Source organism: Xenorhabdus budapestensis (assembly GCF_017743015.1).
GTDB lineage: Bacteria > Pseudomonadota > Gammaproteobacteria > Enterobacterales > Enterobacteriaceae > Xenorhabdus > Xenorhabdus budapestensis.
In genome coordinates, this window is the sequence record NZ_CP072455.1 from 4,069,709 (window position 1) to 4,087,382 (window position 17,674).

Here is a 17,674-nt window from a genome sequence, read left to right on the forward strand (position 1 = left end):
AGGGATTCCTTCATAAGGATTTCAGATTATCCAGTAAATTTTCACCATATTCAGATAACGCCACAAAACGTGCTTGTCGACCTTCATTGTTATAGGTCAAATGCAACTCAATATCAGCTTTAGGCAAAAAACCTGCCCCCTGCTGCGGCCATTCCACCAAACAAATGGCATCCTGATGAAAATAATCCCGGATCCCCATAAATTCCAATTCTTCCGGATCAGCCAGACGGTACAAATCAAAATGATAAACAGAACGTGGTTGTAAGGTATAAGGTTCAACCAACGTATAAGTAGGGCTTTTTACGTGTCCCTGATGACCGAGAGCTTGCAGAAAACCACGACTGAATGTCGTTTTACCTGCGCCAAGATCACCGTATAAATAAATAACATAGCCGCGTTCGCAAGCTGCCGCCACTGCATTGCCCAGCGCAACCGTAGCATTTTCATCTGGAAGTGATAAAACGAGTTCTTTCATCGAAAATTATCTATTGTATTTATTGAATTGAAGCTTGTTGAAATATACACACCCTTTTCCAAGTCGCGACCTGAAATCCATAAGGTATATAAAAGACATATTAGTCAAATAGTTTAACCAATAACCATAACATAACTCAGCTATTATCATTTAGCATCTCCTGTGCTGACACCGAGCCAGATACCACATTTTTTGTCTTCAATCTATCCTGTGTTACTCTACGCCTCTTTTACAGCAGTAACTTATATTCAATGGTAACCCCTCTCGATCTGAATCTTCTGGCAACAAACATCAAGCAATAGGGGCTTTCCCTCGGTTTCCAGCAAGTTGGCATCTGTGATACTGATTTATCCACAGAAGAGCCGAGATTACAGGAATGGCTTGATAAGCAATACCACGGTGAAATGGACTGGATGGCACGTCACGGCATGATGCGAACGCGTCCCCGTGAATTACTGCCCGGCACGTTGCGGATTATTAGTGTTCGCATGAATTACCTGCCCACCAAAGCTGCTTTTGCCAGTACATTGAATAACCCTGAACTGGGCTATGTTAGCCGTTATTCACTGGGCAGAGATTACCATAAACTGCTACGCCAACGGCTTAAAAAGCTAGGTGAACAAATACAGGACTATTGCAGCACCCATGAATACCAAGGGACTCTGAATTTTCGTCCCTTCGTCGATTCTGCTCCCATTATGGAACGCCCATTGGCAACAAAAGCCGGACTTGGCTGGGTTGGTAAACACTCACTTATATTAAACAGGGAATCTGGCTCTTGGTTCTTTCTGGGAGAATTACTGATTAACCTTCCCTTACCTATCGATATTTCTCAAGAAGAACAATGCGGACGTTGTGTCGCTTGTATGACCACCTGCCCAACAGGAGCAATTGTAGAACCTTATACGATTGATGCCCGCCGCTGTATTTCTTACCTGACGATTGAACTCGACGGAACGATCCCAGAAGAATTTCGGTCATTGATGGGAAACCGGATTTATGGTTGTGACGATTGCCAACTTATTTGCCCCTGGAATCGTTTCTCACAATTAACAGATGAAGCTGATTTTAGCCCTCGTGCCGCACTGCATACACCTGAATTACTCGATTTGTTCAGTTGGAGCGAAGAAAAATTCCTGCGCATAACGGAAGGTTCAGCCATACGACGTATCGGTTATCTACGTTGGCTGCGCAATATTTCAGTTGCATTAGGTAACGCACCTTACCGGGATGAAATTGTACTAACTCTGAAAAAAAGAATCGGTTTGAGTGATGTATTAGATGAACATATCCACTGGGCCGTCGCTCAACAGATATCCCGTCGGAGTGCTAATGCAATTGAAGTCCAAACGTCACAACAGAAACGATTAATACGAGCAATTACCAAAGGGTTGCCCAGAGATGCTTAATATACAATCAGCTTAATTTCTTATTAAAAAGCCCCTCTGTTTCCTTGTGAATAAAATAAAAACGCTTTACTGATCAAGGCGCAAAGAAAGGATAAATATTAATTCAATAATTTTGAATAACAGACAATTATTCTAATTTATCAATTAGTTAATCAATAGATATTATTTTAAATAATGGGCTGCAAAGCTTAAATGTAATCGTATTGCCTGTGGATAACTCTGTGTAACAATCAAAGCAATACCGAGCAACTAAATACGGTAGTTACGTAAAATACTGTGGATAAAAAATAGAGATTGCATTTCGTTGGAAAAGTATTAGGTATTGGCAGTAAAAACGGAATCCACTCCTCATTCTAGACGCTACTGGAGAAATTTTCCTCTGCATATCCAAAAATGAGGCGGAATTATGGACTTGTTGAAGCAGGATGGCAAGCGCTTTATCAATAAATTATTTTTGGCAGGACTCTGACAAGTTATACTGATACGGAATAAGAAGTGCCAACACTCAATGCTGGCACTTTTTTCTTAGCGACTATTTCATTACCAACTATTGCCACTCATTATTATCCGGCAAACTTAACGTGACAACAGGATGAACATAGCAGCAGGATAAAAATTAATTTAAAGCTTTTTTATTCTTTCAACCAGTTCTCTTGATGACTCCCAGTCATATTGACCGTAAAGACGCCCCAACGTTTGATAAGGAGCTCCGGCATAAAACAGCTCATACTGATGGTGTCTTGAAGCACACTCTGAACCTACCGCATCCCACACCAACTTCATCAATCTGACCCTTTCGACAGGTGAAGCAATGGATGAATACTGTGTTTTCTCAATAACACTTAAAATTTCATCATCCTCTAAATCAGCCGCACTTGACGGCAACATCAAAACCCCCCCTCCTGCCAGTTTTCTAATTGTCTCCAATACATTCGGATACATTGACTGCGAGATCACCCGATACGTATAGAGCATGGTCTTATCAGGTAAGCAGAATCCATTATGAACTTTTGGGCAATGGAGCACACTCTTAAACAACCCTTCAATATTCATGGCGTAGCAAGCGAGCTGTGCGAGTGATTCCTTCACGGCAGGATATTCGCAGACACCATTGGTTTCGGCCATTACCTGCGCTAATCCCGCTAAAAAGTGTAATTTTACTGCATAACGGGCCAGGCTTTGGATATCCATCAAGATTTCCGTAGCCGTTGACTCCGTCTGCTTAGAGCACATCTCAATATCTTCAAAGACAAATACCCTTTCCCAAGGCACCAGAACGTCATCGAAATAGAGCATTGAATCATTTTCATCAAACCGGGATGACAATGGATAATCTGTGGGATTAGCACCAAACTCATAGGAGCGTCTGGATATAATTTTTATGCCTTTCGTATTGAGTGGCATAGCAAAAGAGAGCGCATAGCGTTCATCAAGATCTTTTTTCAGCGGCTTAGTAGTACCGACCAATACTTCATCAGCCAATACAGCGCCCGTAGCGAGCATTTTAGCACCTCGGACAATAATGCCTTCGGCATTCTTTTCCACTACACCAAGGGCATGATAAATATTCTTATCATGCCCACCGGGTGTCTTTGAACGGTCACCCTGCGGACTAATCAGGGCATAAGCCAGATAAAGATCATTCTTACTCGCATAGGCAAAATAATTTCGCAAAGCATCAGCGCGTTCTTGAGAATAAGATTCGAATAACTCAATATGTGTCAGCATTCCGGCTAGTGCTGATGACGTGTAATCAGGGCTTCTGCCAAGCCAGCCCACTGTCTGCTTTGCCCATTCATAGGCTGCATAACCTCGTGCAATTAGCTGTTCAGGGGTAGAAGGCAACTGCCAGTACAGGCTCATCTGCTCGCCAGCTTCCGTTGTGAAAGTCATTTTATCCGTATGCTGAATTTTATAATCATACAAATTCGCTACAGACCTAATCGCATTCCTGAACGCTGGGTGATCCACATGATCTGTGATCTTTTCGCCATTGATAAAAATAGTGCGTCCATCACGTAAATCCTCCATATATTGCTTTCCGGTTCTTATCATCTTTTCTATGCTCCTATCAATTACGACAATTTCTAAAGGTCAAGAAAAGAAATCTTTTTATTCAGCACTGGAAATCCAATATACAAGGATAATTGTCCCCAATTGAGAATAATATGACTACGATACATCTCATTAAAATATCGCAGAAAACAGCAGCCTATTAGCTGCACCGGCATCGGTCTTGATTACTCTTTCCAGTACAAAAAAAGAATATACTTTTCAAGGCAATGAGATATATTCATGCGGATTAACTATAAAAGCGATATCAAATTGCGATGTCATCATAATAATGAACAATAAGTTAATTAGCTTAATCAGTGGTTATTACAGTTTTATAATACCATTTCATCTATTATATTAATCTACCCTTCATTATATTTATTACTCAAGAATATAAAATGTTACTCTAACTCATCACGAATTTCTTATTTTGAGATAATTCATTAATTTTCATTTCTCTTTACTGTATATTTTTTTATATCGTTTAGCTATAAGCTAATACATAAATAACATATTGGATAATCAATTATAAATGAGGTTGTTATCTATGATTGTTAATCATAAATCAAACGTACCGCATATTGTAAACAAAAGTAATGACTTATTGTTTATATACGAATGTTATCATTGCATATTGGGAATGAAAAGGAACGAAAAACTTGCAAATATAAATTGGTTCCATTCAAGTAACATCTCTCATTCAATATTACAGATACATATGACTGACTTGCTTATTTCAATGGAAAAAAGCAAATATGAGCAAGCTAAATCACTTCTTGATACACTAATAATGATAAGTGAAAAAGAATCAGATGAACGTGTTGAACTCATCAACTCAGGAATAATTTCTTTAATTAAGAATAATTATTACCAAGCCAGAAATTATTTTTATAAATGCTTACTAAAAAATCCTAAAGATATATTCAGTTTTTACACATGTCATATGATTGAGTTCAATAATGGCATGACCGAAACCATGCTTGAAACGCTCAATCTGGTAAATAAATAGTCTGGCTACAGCTTCTTTGGATAACCCGCAATTATCACGGCTAGTTTGGGCAATTCTCGCTGTAATAAATAATTCGTGATGGTGATCATTAAAAATCCCTTGATTATTGCTTGTTTCATCGGGATATCATTCAACCTGACCAAAATTGGCTTACCTTACGGTTCAGAGCAATTTTTAAAAATTCTGGCAAGTACAAGCCTTCCATTGGGGTTGATTTGTATCGGTGCATCCTTACAACCATCAACGCTAAGATCTGAAAAAAGGCCGATTATTATCAATAGCCTATCTAGGTTATTATTAATGCCATTAATTGCCGGGATTATTGGTTTTCTACTTGAGCTCAATATGTTAGAACTCAATTTACTGATCTTATTTTTCGCAATACCTACAGCACCAACGGCTTATATCTTAACCCGCCAGCTAAATGGAGACAGCCAATTGATGTCAGCGATCATCACGCTACAAACAATTATTGCTGTTATTACTTTGCCTATTATATTAAGTTTAGGATTAAACTAAGTGAGTACTACTGAAGAAAGGATATATGATTTGGAGCGGGAAACGAGACTCGAACTCGCGACCCCAACCTTGGCAAGGTTGTGCTCTACCAACTGAGCTATTCCCGCACCCCAAGAACGGACGCCATTATGAACGCCTTCAACAAAGATGGCAAGCCATTTACTTGCACATCAAGACTGAACGCTTAAAAGACATCCAACAGAACAAATATATTACACAAATATGATGCTACAAAGCTTCATAACTGTTTATGATACAAACATTATATCCAATAGACCTCAAGATCTAGCAACAAAATTGCAACTTTATAAGTGAAGGGGCCCTTAAAATTTAACATTATATATACAACCACCCCCCTAATAAGATTTGTACTTGTCGGAATAATTTGCTGGAAATAGATTAGAACCATTTTTTAGTCGTATCTTACACGGTGATTGCCCTTCAGTAAGGCCTGAACATATGACTCAATATTATCCACCTAAATTTGTTACTGGCACCGATGCTCTTATCGAGCTTCTTCTGGCTCAGGCTGAGCTGGATAGAAGCCGTAATCTTAATACAGCAGGATTTGTTTCAGGATATCGGGGTTCACCATTAGCCCGTTTAGATCAGACATTATGGCAGAACAGTAAAAAACTGGCTCAGGCCAATATTCATTTCCAGCCCGCAGTCAATGAAGATCTGGCGGCTACTGCGATTTATGGTACCCAAAAAGTTGAATCTGACCCTGATCGCAATGTTACTGGAGTTTTTGGCATGTGGTATGGCAAAGGACCGGGCGTCGACCGTTCTGGAGATGCACTCAGGCATGGCAATGCCTATGGCTCTTCCCCTAATGGCGGTGTGCTGGTTATCCTTGGTGACGATCATGGCTGTGTGTCTTCTTCCATGTCTCACCAATCTGATCTCGCTTTGATGGCGTGGAGCATGCCAATCTTACATCCGGCCTCCGTTTCTGATTATTATGATGTGGGATTATGGGGCTGGGCTGCATCCCGGGTAAGTGGGGCTTGGATTGGCTTTAAAGCAATCAGTGAAGTTGTGGAAAGTAGTGCTATCAGAGAGAGTAAGCCTATTCCTGAATATGAAATACCTCAAGTTGATCCCGGCCCAAGTGGGCTTCATTGGCGTTGGCCTGATCTCCCCAGCCCTCAAATAGAACAGCGTTTAGCTTATAAACTTAAAGCTGTTCAGGATTTCGCCAAACTTAACCCAATTGATCAACTCATTGTTCCATGTTCACATCCACAAGCTTTATTAGTTACCGTCGGCAAAGCCCATCGGGATGTTTTAGAAGCCCTGCGTGCCGGAGGTTTACCTCCTTCTGAATTAGCAAAACACGGTATTGCTTTTGTCCATATACGTCTGGTTTATCCTTTATCCCCACTTCTCAGCGAAATCGCATCACAGGTTACTGATATTTTTGTCATTGAAGAAAAAAACTCTGTAGTCGAAATGCTACTCGCACGGCATCTCATTAATTTGCCACAACATATCAACCTGATAGGTAAACATAATCATCTCGGCCAAAAACTTGTGCCCACAGACATAGAGTTACGTCCTTCACGGCTTGCTCCTCTGCTTGCAGGGTGGCTGAAGAAATTCAATTTATTCCTCTCTGTTCCTTTGGAATGGTCAACCCAAACTGCACTGCACGATATTATGCTCCCCAAACGTACTCCCTATTTCTGTGCGGGCTGTCCTCACAGTACTTCGACCCGTCTACCAGAGGGCAGTCAGGCTCAAATCGGCATTGGGTGTCATATCATGGCCTCGTGGATGGATCGAAATACAGGATATGGACTGACAGCAATGGGGGCTGAAGGTACCGACTGGGTAGGCCATTCCCCCTTTATTAATCGTTCTCATGTCTTTCAAAATCTGGGAGATGGCACTTACTTCCATTCCGGACATTTAGCTATTCGTCAGGCAGTCGCTGCGGGAAGCCACATTACTTATAAACTGCTGTTTAATGAGGCGGTGGCAATGACAGGCGGGCAACCACTGGATGGGAACATTACCATAACGCAGATCGCGTCTTTAATGCTGGCTGAAGGTGTGAAAGATGTCGCAATTGTGACCGATGAGCCTGATAAATATAAAGGTAAAAACAGACTTCCTGCCAGAGTGAATGCTTATCAACGGGATTTTCTTGAAGATATACAGAAACGCTTTCGAGACACTGATGGCGTGACTGCCATCATTTATGATCAAGCCTGCGCAACAGAATTACGACGTAAAAGAAAAAGAGGATTAGTACCGAAAGCGACAAGACGAGCAGTGATTAACGAGTCCGTCTGTGAAGGATGTGGTGATTGCCAGATACAATCCAATTGCCTTGCAGTGATCCCAACCGAGACATCCCTAGGCACTAAACGCGCGATAGATCAGCATGCTTGCAATTCAGATCTATCCTGTCTGAAAGGTTTTTGTCCCAGCTTTATCACTATAGAAAACGCGGAACCACGCCAAGACACCGGCAAGACATTGCCACAAAAAAAGCTTGATAAACTACTGAATAAACTTCCCCAACCAGCCTTAAATTCCACAGACACCCCTTATGAAATCTTATTCGTTGGTGTAGGTGGTACTGGTATTATCACCGCTGGCCGCCTGCTTGGTATCGCTGCCAAAATAGAAAACTACGCCGTCAGCTTGCTTGATTTTACTGGTTTTGCCCAAAAAGGCGGAGAAGCAATAACCCACATTCGATTCAGCCGGGATGTCAATAAACTGCATCAGGTCAGAATTGACCGGGGACGCTCCAATCTCGTCCTTGCGGCTGATTTAGTTGCTGCAACGGGGCAAAACTCACTAGAAGTGATGTCGAAAACAGGTTCCAACTGCGTACTTAATACCCATAAGACGCAAATCGGCAATATGTTAAGAAATCCCATGCTGAAATTGGATCATACCAAGATGCTGGATACTCTTCACCAATATTGCCAGACACTGCAATCTGTTGACGCAGAGCAAATTGCCGCAGATTTGGTCGGTGACAGAAATCAAACTAATATCGTCTTAATCGGTTATGCCTGGCAACTTGGTCAGATCCCAATCAAGCTATCCTCTATAGAGAGCGCCATTCAGAACATGTCCCATCCAACAGAGAACATTGCAAATAATGCACAACGAGCCTTCCATCTCGGCCGCATTGCTGCTGAAAAGCCCGAACTTCTGGATAATTTTCTGTATGTTAAACCGAAACAGACTATCGAGACGCTGGATGATCTTATTTTGCATAGATATAGACTTCTGGTTGATTATCAGAATGAAAAATATGCACTCCGCTATTTGAGCCGTATTGCACAAGTCCAACAAACGGCTCAACAAATTGATGCAGAAGACCTGACTAAGTCTATTGCTGAGAATTTGTTCAAACTAATGGCGTATAAAGATGAATATGAAGTTGCCCGTCTCTACGTCAAAACAGGTTTTTTTGATAATCTTCGTTCACAATTTGATAATGCAGGTAAGATCCGCTTTCATCTGAGTCTTCCTTTTTTCAATCGCAAAGATCCCCGGACAGGTGAGCGAGGAAAACAGGAATATGGCACGTGGATCATTCCTGTTTTTCGCTTTCTTGCAGCATGTAAACTATTTCGTGGTACAGTTTTTGATATTTTCAGCTATCAGGAAGAGCGTAAACAGGAAAGAAGTTTACTACTCGAATATGAGCAATTGATTGATTTTCTGATAGAAAAATTGAATCGCAATAATCTGGCAATTTGTCAACAAATTGCCACTCTACCTGATCAGGTACGAGGTTTCGGGCATGTGAAACAAAAAGCGATAAAAAATATGCAGGAACGCAAGGTAGCTTTGCTAAAAGAGCTGGAAAAAACTGTATGATGAAACACATGGACATCACTAATAACGGTGATGTCCAACAGTCTTATTCTCTTCAGCAAATTTATTACTTCCAACAGTTGTAGTAAGCACGTAATCGCTCTGTTATCTGCTCTTCACGGCAAGAGAATGCAACCAATTCAGGAGGTGGCGTGAAGGTTTTATCGATCAATTCAGCCTGTGCCTGATACTTACGGAGTAAACCTTCGTTGATAACGCTTTCCCATCCTGGTTTGATATTCCACATATTTTCATAACCCATCGCTACCGTTTGTTTTGCCGCTTCCAAAACAATCATATCCCGCTCAAACCCAACTAAAGGTGGACGAATAGGGGTAAAGTCTTTTAAATCAATATCCTGATTCGGCAATCCCATTATTTCATTCGCAACATAGTCGGCTAAAAGCGGGGATTGGTGCAGACCGTCCCGGTAAGTGCCAGTCACAAGCCATACCCCATCAATGCCACACTCGCCAATCAATGGAAAACCATCTGCGGAGACAGGCCGATTGCCAACCTGGATTGCAATTATCTCTGATTCATACAAATCAACGTTTATCTGATTGTAAGCGCACTCCAGAAGGAACTGGACGGTAGCAATTGACCCATACTTATGAGGTTGGTTTTTCACAAGGTTGGTTGCACCGACGTAAAGAACACCATCCCCACGCGGCACACAATGCAGACCACAAGCAAATGCACGATTCGGAGTACGAATAACCGAGGTTGGTAGTGCATCAGCGTTTTTGAGTTTGAGTAAAACAGACACTCCATAGCCTGAAAAAAGTGGGGGAATTTTCTGCACGATAGAAGATTGGTCTGATAATACATCAAGCGACTGTACGCCTGCTGCGATAATCACTTTACCTGCGGTAAGACGCCTATCATCAACGGTTTCAACACCAGTTACAGCACCGTTTTTTGTGAGAATGCGCTTAACATTGTTATCGACGATCTCTCCCCCCTCCTTGAAAAAGGCAGAATCCAACATTTCAAGCAATATATGGGAATTAAGGGCATGTTCCTCTGAAATATAAAGCCCTTTGAGTGAACGCATTAAGTTGTTCGCTTTCATTCCCTTAATCAATTCTGGATCAACAATTTGATAAGGTTCATTGTGCTCACGAAGCGTACGCTCTATAGCATCATAGTTAACACTATCAACCTCAGCCATACCTGCGGTATTGAGAATGACATGCGTCCCTTTTGCCGTAAACAAAGGACGAGTATCCCCTGAAGAGGCAGCCAAACGCTGTGCCCATGTTGACCAGCAATCTTTCGCGACACGATCCATTTTGAGTTTCAACGTCCCATAGTCACTCGCAATAAGACCGCTTGTTACCTCACCAAAACAACCATTCATTGCTCCTGCAGCTCTTGATGCAGCATTGCTACGATCAAGACTTCCCACCCTGCATACTTTCAATCGGCGACTGATAAGTTCATAAGCAAGCGAACCTGCAATAGCACCAGATCCTACAACAATGACATCATAGTTCATTCCGTACTATCCTCTTAATTTGATGGATAAATATCCCTGAAAAAGGGCCAGGGACAGGTTGGAGAAACTGTGCAGAAAACTGGGTATGGAAAAGGAAAACGTTTCTATAAAATAATGCGCTTATTCTCGGTTTGGAGAGTTTTGGCAATATTGATTTCTATAGGTGATTATACCAAGTTAGATTTAACTTAGCAGAGGGATCGAATATCGGTCAACATCAATCCTTATGGATTGGTCAGGCTGAAATTACAAAAAAAGCGCCTTTTGGCGCTTTTTCTATGACTTGCAGACTATTATAAAATCTACTGTCCTGAATTTGGAGCGGGAAACGAGACTCGAACTCGCGACCCCAACCTTGGCAAGGTTGTGCTCTACCAACTGAGCTATTCCCGCTTAATTTTGGCGTGCTGTACTTTCGAAATTCTTCGTCGGTACGGGAGCGCATTATACGAAGAATTCTTCTTCTGGCAAGCCCCAAAACATAAAAAATTGCATTTTTCCTCTGATTGATGATTAATTCGACGAATTATCTGCTTAATCATCAAATCAATGATTGATTTATATACAAATTTTGGTAACGACGATAAACTTCGATTAAAGTGGGTTCTCAATCCCACTTTAATCAACAGATACTCAGTGAAATACCACTCCTTACTTCTGGATAAAATGCTCACGGTAATAAACCAGTTCAGCAATTGATTCCCGGATATCATCCAATGCCTGATGGGTATTCTTCTTGCTTAATCCGGCCAGCAATTCAGGTTTCCAACGACGCGCCAACTCCTTAAGCGTACTCACATCCAGATAACGATAGTGAAAATATTTTTCCAATTCAGGCATATAGCGGAATAGAAAACGGCGATCCTGACCTATGCTATTACCACAGACAGGTGATTTTCCTGCCGGCACCCACTGCTCCAGAAAAGCAATAGTTGCTTTCTCAGCCTCAGCCTCATTAAATAAACTCTGCTTTACACGTTCCGCTAACCCGCTGGCGGTGTGCGTTCGAACGTTCCAATCATCCATCAGTGCCAGTTGTTCATCTGACTGATGTACTGCGATAACTGGCCCCTCCGCGAGGATATTCAGTTCCGAATCGGTAACGATTGTCGCAATTTCAATTATGCGATCGCGCTCTGGATCCAAGCCCGTCATCTCTAAATCTATCCAGATAAGATTGTTCTCACTTTTCGACATGATATATCCTAGGTTCCTTCAAAACAGGTAGTCTGTATCAGAGGTGTATCATAACTTTTTTGATCACCCACAGCGATAATCAGCAAGATAGATGAAATATAAGTGAGGTTCGGTGGCTAAAAGTAAACTCTCCAAAGGGCAGCAACGCCGTGTGCAGGCCAATCATCAGCGCAGACTGAAACAGCCGCTCAAAAGGACTGATGCCCAAAAACCAGAACTGGATGACAGCCAGCTTGGTGAGCCACAAGAAGGGCTGGTTATCAGTCGATTCGGCCAACATACAGACATTGAAGCCGCAGACGGCTCCATACAACGCTGTAATATCCGCAGGACAATCCGTTCACTGGTAACCGGTGACCGTGTCGTATGGCGACCCGCATTACAGCTCCAGTCTGATGTGAAGATCAATGGGATTGTCGAAGCGGTACATGAACGCTCTTCCGTCCTCACCCGTCCCGATTATTACGATGGCATTAAACCCATTGCAGCCAATATCAACCAAATTGTGATTGTTTCTGCCATATTGCCTGAACTCTCACTGAATATTATCGATCGCTATCTGGTTGCGTGTGAAACACTCAATATTGAACCTTTGATTGTGCTCAATAAAATTGATCTATTGGATGACGAAAGCCGTGAATGGGTCAACAGTGTCATGGATATTTACCGTCATATCAGCTATCGGGTGCTGGAAGTTTCCAGCTATACAGGGGAAGGTATATCAGAACTGATTAACTTACTGGCTGATAAAATCAGTATTTTCGCTGGTCAGTCCGGGGTCGGGAAATCCAGCCTACTTAACACCCTGCTCCCAAACAACGAAAAAGAGATTCTGGTCAATGAAGTCTCGGACAATTCCGGCCTTGGTCAGCATACAACTACAACAGCACGCCTCTATCATTTCCCACAGGGAGGAGATGTCATCGACTCCCCCGGTGTACGGGAATTCGGGTTATGGCACCTGACACCAGAACAGGTAGTACAAGGTTTCATTGAATTCCGTGATTATCTTGGTGGATGTAAATTCCGTGATTGTAAGCATCTAGATGATCCCGGCTGTGCTTTACGGGAAGCCCTGGAACTAGGGTCTATCGCGGAAGAGCGTTTTGAAAATTACCACCGCATACTGGAAAGTATGGCTCAGGTAAAGCCACGCAAAAATTTCACTGAAGGTCAAAAATGAGACACAATAATTAGCAATACGTTGCCCTGACATTCAGCATAAGGGCAGGTACAATAGCTGACTTTTGCCCAATTTACCTATATACCCTATGGATTTCAGACTGCAACTTGAAAGACGGGTATAAAAAATCCAAGAGGTTAATGTGCTAGACAATATTAAAATCAGACTACAATATTTATTGCCAAAGCAATGTATTACTCACTTAGCAGGTTGGTTTGCTAATAAAAAGGCTGGTTGGTTAACACAACTTGCCATTCAAGCTTTTGCCAAAGTTTATAAAGTCAATATGAATGAAGCCCAAGAGCCTTCTTTTAAAGCTTATTCAACATTCAATGAATTTTTTGTCCGCCCATTAAAAGAGGGTATTCGCCCTATCGTCAATGAAGCCCACCAACTGGCTCTTCCCGCAGACGGTGCTATCAGCCAGTTAGGCGCTATCCGGGAAGAACAAATTATTCAGGCTAAAGGCCACTACTACACTGTGGAAGCATTGCTGGCTGGTCAATACCAGCTTGCCGAGCAATTCCGCAATGGTCAGTTTGTCACGATTTACTTATCACCAAAAGATTATCACCGTGTCCATATGCCATGTGATGGCGTACTGAAAGAGATGATTTATGTTCCGGGAGATCTGTTTTCCGTCAATCCATTGACTGCTGCAAATGTCCCTAATTTGTTTGCACGCAATGAGCGCGTTATCTGCCTGTTTGATACCGCCTTCGGCCCAATGGCACAAATTTTAGTCGGTGCAACTATTGTAGGTAGCATAGAAACCGTCTGGAGTGGCTGTGTGACGCCTCCACGTGAAGGCATTATCAAACGCTGGACTTATCCGGCAGAAGGTGAAGAAGGTGCCGTTTCCCTCAAGAAAGGAGAAGAAATGGGTCGTTTCAAACTTGGTTCAACCGTGATCAACCTGTTTGTTCCTAATCAGATTCAGTTTGCTAATAATTTATACAGTGGTTCACAAACCCAGATGGGTGACTTACTGGCACAAACTATCACCAAAGAGGGAGAACAAACTGAGCACGCTAATGTTTCTATGAATCAAAATAACGCTAGTTAATTTATTACCAAGGAGCCCCTTATTGTGCGCCTGATTATCAGTTTACTTCTTAGCCTGTTAATTGCGAATCTGGCTTTTGCTTCCACAATACAGCTGGATGAAAATCAACTGAAACAAAATCTCAAACAGGTTGAAGGCAGTAAAAATCCACAGGATGCAGAGGTTGCGCAAGCATTTCAAGGGGCTATCAACTGGGTTAATGATGCCAAGTCCTCTAAAGAAAGAATTGAGAAATATCAACAGGCCATTGATGATTTTCCTAAAATCATTAAAGAGTTGCGCCAGAAAATTCTGGCTGCAAGTGAGCCTCCTCCTGCTATTCCAGCTAATCAGCCAATCAGCAACTTAGAGCAGCAAATTATCCAGCTCAGCAGCCAATTGCTGGAACAAGAGCGGCAGTTACAACAAGAACAGGATAAAATCCGCGAAATCAGTGACTCAGTCAATCTCTTACCTCAACAACAAGCTGAAGCAAGACGCCTGCTAACCGAGGCAACTTCCCGGCTTCAATCATTGAGTCCTACTCCCACGCTGTTGGGAGAAGCCCAATTAACCCTTGCACAAGCAGAAGTTAATGCCCGCAAAGCGGTAACTAATGAATTGGAGATGGCACAACTTTCTGCCAATAACCGACAGGAAATTGCCCGGTTACGGGCAGAATTATTCAAAAAACGCTATCAACGGCTGGATCTCCAACTCCAGCAATTGCGGAGCCAATTAAATGCTCAGCGGCAACAAAAAGCAGAGTCGGCCCTTGAACATACTGAAATGCTGGCAGGACAGAATGGAGGGAAACTGCCGCAATTTTTATTGGATGAACTTCAGCAGAACCGCCATTTATCACAAATGCTTAACCAGCAAACCCAACGTATGGATTCCATTGGCTCACAGCAACGCAAAGCAGCCGATGATATTCTGCGGGTACGCCAGACACTCAATACCATTCGTGAACAGGCGCAATGGCTAGGTGATTCAACAGCGCTGGGCGCAGCTTTAAGGACACAGTTAACCCACATCCCGGATGTTCCGAAATCCCAACAGCTTGACCGAAGCATAGTAGAGTTACGGGTCGAAAGGCTGAAATATGAAGAAATGCTGGAAAACTCTCAACGGGAAAGCGGGCAAGTTCCCGTTGCATATAATAATCTGACCCAGGCACAAAAACAGGTTTATGATTCCCTTATCCGTACCAGAAAAGAGTTACTGAATTCTCTGCTTTCAGGCTATGACAGCGAAATATTGGAGCTGACAAAACTCAAAGTATCCACCAACCAGTTAAATGATGCTTTGAAAGAAGTTAAAGATGCAACTCACCGTTATCTGTTTTGGGTTGCGGATGTCGACCCCATTTCGCTGGATTACCCGCTGCGGGTGGTAAAGGATCTAACCCGTCTGCTCTCTCTGGACACATTCTCCCAATTGGGCATCGCCATTCACGTTATGCTGACCACGCAGGATACGCTGCTTTATTTGCTAGGGACATTATTGCTGGTGATTTTCAGCATCAGTTCACATCGCCAATATCATGCTTTCCTTGAACGTTCCAGCAACCGTATTGGCAAAGTGACACAAGATCACTTCACCCTGACTCTGCGTACAGTATTCTGGTCTGTTGTCGCGGCTCTCCCTCTGCCGATGCTTTGGTCAGCGATTGGCTACGGCCTGAAAAATGCGTGGCAGTACCCAATGGCGACAGCAATTGGCAACGGTGTCAGTGAAACAACGCCTGTCCTGTGGATTTTCATGCTCAGTGCGGCATTTGCCCATCCTAATGGCCTGTTCATTGCCCATTTCCGTTGGCCAGAAGAGCGGGTAAAACGGGCCATGCGGTTTTATCGTTTGTCGATATTCCTGATTGTGCCCCTTATGATGGCACTTATCACATTCAACAATTACAGTGAGCGTGAGTTTGCCGCGACACTCGGCAGATTATGCTTCCTGATGCTCTGTGTTTCCCTGAGCTTGGTTACCATTACGTTAAAACGCGCAGGTATTCCACTGTACATGGACAAACACGGTTCGGGTGAAAACATCATAAACTCTGTGTTGTGGTGGATATTACTCTCTGCACCAATTCTGGCTGCACTGGCATCCGTGCTCGGCTACCTGCAAACGTCACAAGCATTGCTGGCACGGCTAGAAACTTCGGTTGCCATCTGGTTCTCCCTGTTGGTCATCTACCACATTACTCGTCGATGGATGTTAATCCAACGTCGTAAACTTGCTTTCGAAAGAGCGAAGCAGCGTCGTGCCGATATTCTTGCCCAACGTGCCAAAAGTGAAGAAGACTCCACCAATATCAACAGCAGCATTGAAGGCTCCATTGAAGTAGAAGAACCGATTATCGATTTAGATGCAATCAGTGCCCAATCTCTGGGGTTGATACGTTCTATCCTGACCATGATCGCGCTGGTTTCATTGATCCTGTTATGGTCAGAATTACATTCTGCTTTCTCTTTCCTCGAAAATATCCGGCTATGGGATGTCACCACGACCATCAACGGTGTTGATACCGTCCAGCCAATAACAATGGGTTCCGTTCTGATTGCGATCCTGGTTATTGTGATCACTGCACAGCTTATCCGCAACCTCCCTGCGCTACTTGAGCTAGCACTGTTACAGCACTTGGAACTGACACCGGGCACAGGTTATGCCATCACAACATTAACCAAATACGGTATTACCTTGATCGGTGGGATTGTCGGTTTCTCATTAGTGGGCATTGAATGGTCGAAACTGCAATGGCTGATTGCAGCAATGGGGGTTGGGCTTGGTTTTGGATTACAGGAAATTTTTGGCAATATTATTTCAGGCCTGATGATCTTGTTTGAAAAGCCAATCCGCATTGGCGATACGGTGACTATTCGTGGCTTGACCGGTAGTATCACGAAAATTAACACACGGGCAACCACCCTGTCCGATTGGGACAGAAAAGAGATTATCGTTCCTAATAAAGCATTTATTACTGAGCAATTTATCAACTGGTCATTGTCAGATACAATTACCCGTATTGTCCTGACTATTCCTGTCCCCGTAGAAACAGAGTCCGCGAAAGCAACCGATATATTAATGACTGCCGCCAGACGGTGCCCGTTAATTCTCGATAACCCGATGCCCGAAGTCTATCTGGTTGACCTGCAACAAGGGATTCAGATCTATGAACTGCGTGCTTATGCCGCAGAAATGGGGCACCGTATGCCTGCCCGCCATGAAGTGCATCAGTATATTTTGCAAGAATTCCGCAAAAATGATATTACCCTGCCGTTCCCGCCATTTCAGGCACGCGTTGATATTTTTGGGCAGGAAATTCGCAGTACTACTATTCGCAGTGCTACTACCAACACATCAGGTCGTAATCCTCCCCGTAAACCAGGAGACCTGTAAAGTTAGGGCTTAATTAGGGAAGGAAAT

At 42.9% G+C, this 17,674-nt stretch carries 10 protein-coding genes, 2 tRNA genes and 1 pseudogene; 7 read left to right on the forward strand and 6 right to left on the reverse strand.

The features are described from left to right. Window positions 1–10: 10 nt before the first annotated feature. The gene (tsaE, locus tag HGO23_RS17970) at window positions 11–475 is read right to left on the reverse strand and encodes a tRNA (adenosine(37)-N6)-threonylcarbamoyltransferase complex ATPase subunit type 1 TsaE (RefSeq protein WP_209027413.1); all 465 of its coding nucleotides are present in this window, start codon (window positions 473–475) and stop codon (window positions 11–13) included. A 251-nt stretch (window positions 476–726) separates the two neighbouring features. Between tsaE and queG the strand changes: the two are divergent. Further along, window positions 727–1,884: pseudogene (gene queG, locus HGO23_RS17975) on the forward strand (tRNA epoxyqueuosine(34) reductase QueG). 621 nt (window positions 1,885–2,505) lie between these two features. Here the strand turns inward: queG and HGO23_RS17980 are convergent. Further along, a complete protein-coding gene (locus HGO23_RS17980; RefSeq protein WP_099134254.1) occupies window positions 2,506–3,939 on the reverse strand; it encodes a 4-hydroxyphenylacetate 3-hydroxylase family protein in 1,434 nt (477 codons plus the stop codon). Window positions 3,940–4,657: 718 nt separating this feature from the next. Here HGO23_RS17980 and HGO23_RS17985 point away from each other — a divergent pair. Continuing rightward, window positions 4,658–4,948, forward strand: coding sequence for a hypothetical protein (locus tag HGO23_RS17985; RefSeq protein ID WP_209027414.1), 291 nt, complete (start codon window positions 4,658–4,660; stop codon window positions 4,946–4,948). A gap of 78 nt (window positions 4,949–5,026) precedes the next feature. Then, window positions 5,027–5,467: an AEC family transporter gene (locus tag HGO23_RS17990; RefSeq protein WP_209028821.1), complete on the forward strand. Its 441-nt coding sequence runs from the start codon at window positions 5,027–5,029 to the stop codon at window positions 5,465–5,467. Between the two features lie 31 nt (window positions 5,468–5,498). Here the strand turns inward: HGO23_RS17990 and HGO23_RS17995 are convergent. Continuing rightward, a tRNA-Gly gene (locus tag HGO23_RS17995) sits at window positions 5,499–5,574 on the reverse strand. 352 nt (window positions 5,575–5,926) lie between these two features. Here HGO23_RS17995 and HGO23_RS18000 point away from each other — a divergent pair. Further along, window positions 5,927–9,319: an indolepyruvate ferredoxin oxidoreductase family protein gene (locus tag HGO23_RS18000; RefSeq protein WP_209027415.1), complete on the forward strand. Its 3,393-nt coding sequence runs from the start codon at window positions 5,927–5,929 to the stop codon at window positions 9,317–9,319. Between the two features lie 64 nt (window positions 9,320–9,383). Here the strand turns inward: HGO23_RS18000 and HGO23_RS18005 are convergent, their stop codons facing one another. The 3 genes from HGO23_RS18005 to orn form a co-directional block, all read right to left on the reverse strand. After that, a complete protein-coding gene (locus HGO23_RS18005; RefSeq protein ID WP_209027416.1) occupies window positions 9,384–10,817 on the reverse strand; it encodes an NAD(P)/FAD-dependent oxidoreductase in 1,434 nt (477 codons plus the stop codon). A gap of 317 nt (window positions 10,818–11,134) precedes the next feature. Then, window positions 11,135–11,210, reverse strand: a tRNA-Gly gene (locus HGO23_RS18010). Between the two features lie 258 nt (window positions 11,211–11,468). Beyond that, complete coding sequence (gene orn / locus HGO23_RS18015) at window positions 11,469–12,014, reverse strand: oligoribonuclease (protein ID WP_209027417.1); 546 nt, start codon at window positions 12,012–12,014, stop codon at window positions 11,469–11,471. Window positions 12,015–12,126: 112 nt separating this feature from the next. On the opposite strand from orn, the gene rsgA reads away from it, so the two are divergent. The 3 genes from rsgA (at window position 12,127) to mscM (ending at window position 17,647) form a co-directional block, all read left to right on the forward strand. Next, a complete protein-coding gene (rsgA, locus tag HGO23_RS18020) occupies window positions 12,127–13,197 on the forward strand; it encodes a small ribosomal subunit biogenesis GTPase RsgA (RefSeq protein WP_209027418.1) in 1,071 nt (356 codons plus the stop codon). Window positions 13,198–13,339: 142 nt separating this feature from the next. After that, window positions 13,340–14,263 (forward strand): archaetidylserine decarboxylase, encoded by a 924-nt coding sequence (gene asd, locus HGO23_RS18025; protein WP_099134247.1) that lies wholly within the window; start codon window positions 13,340–13,342, stop codon window positions 14,261–14,263. A gap of 24 nt (window positions 14,264–14,287) precedes the next feature. Continuing rightward, window positions 14,288–17,647 (forward strand): miniconductance mechanosensitive channel MscM, encoded by a 3,360-nt coding sequence (mscM, locus tag HGO23_RS18030; protein ID WP_209027419.1) that lies wholly within the window; start codon window positions 14,288–14,290, stop codon window positions 17,645–17,647. Window positions 17,648–17,674: the final 27 nt, after the last annotated feature.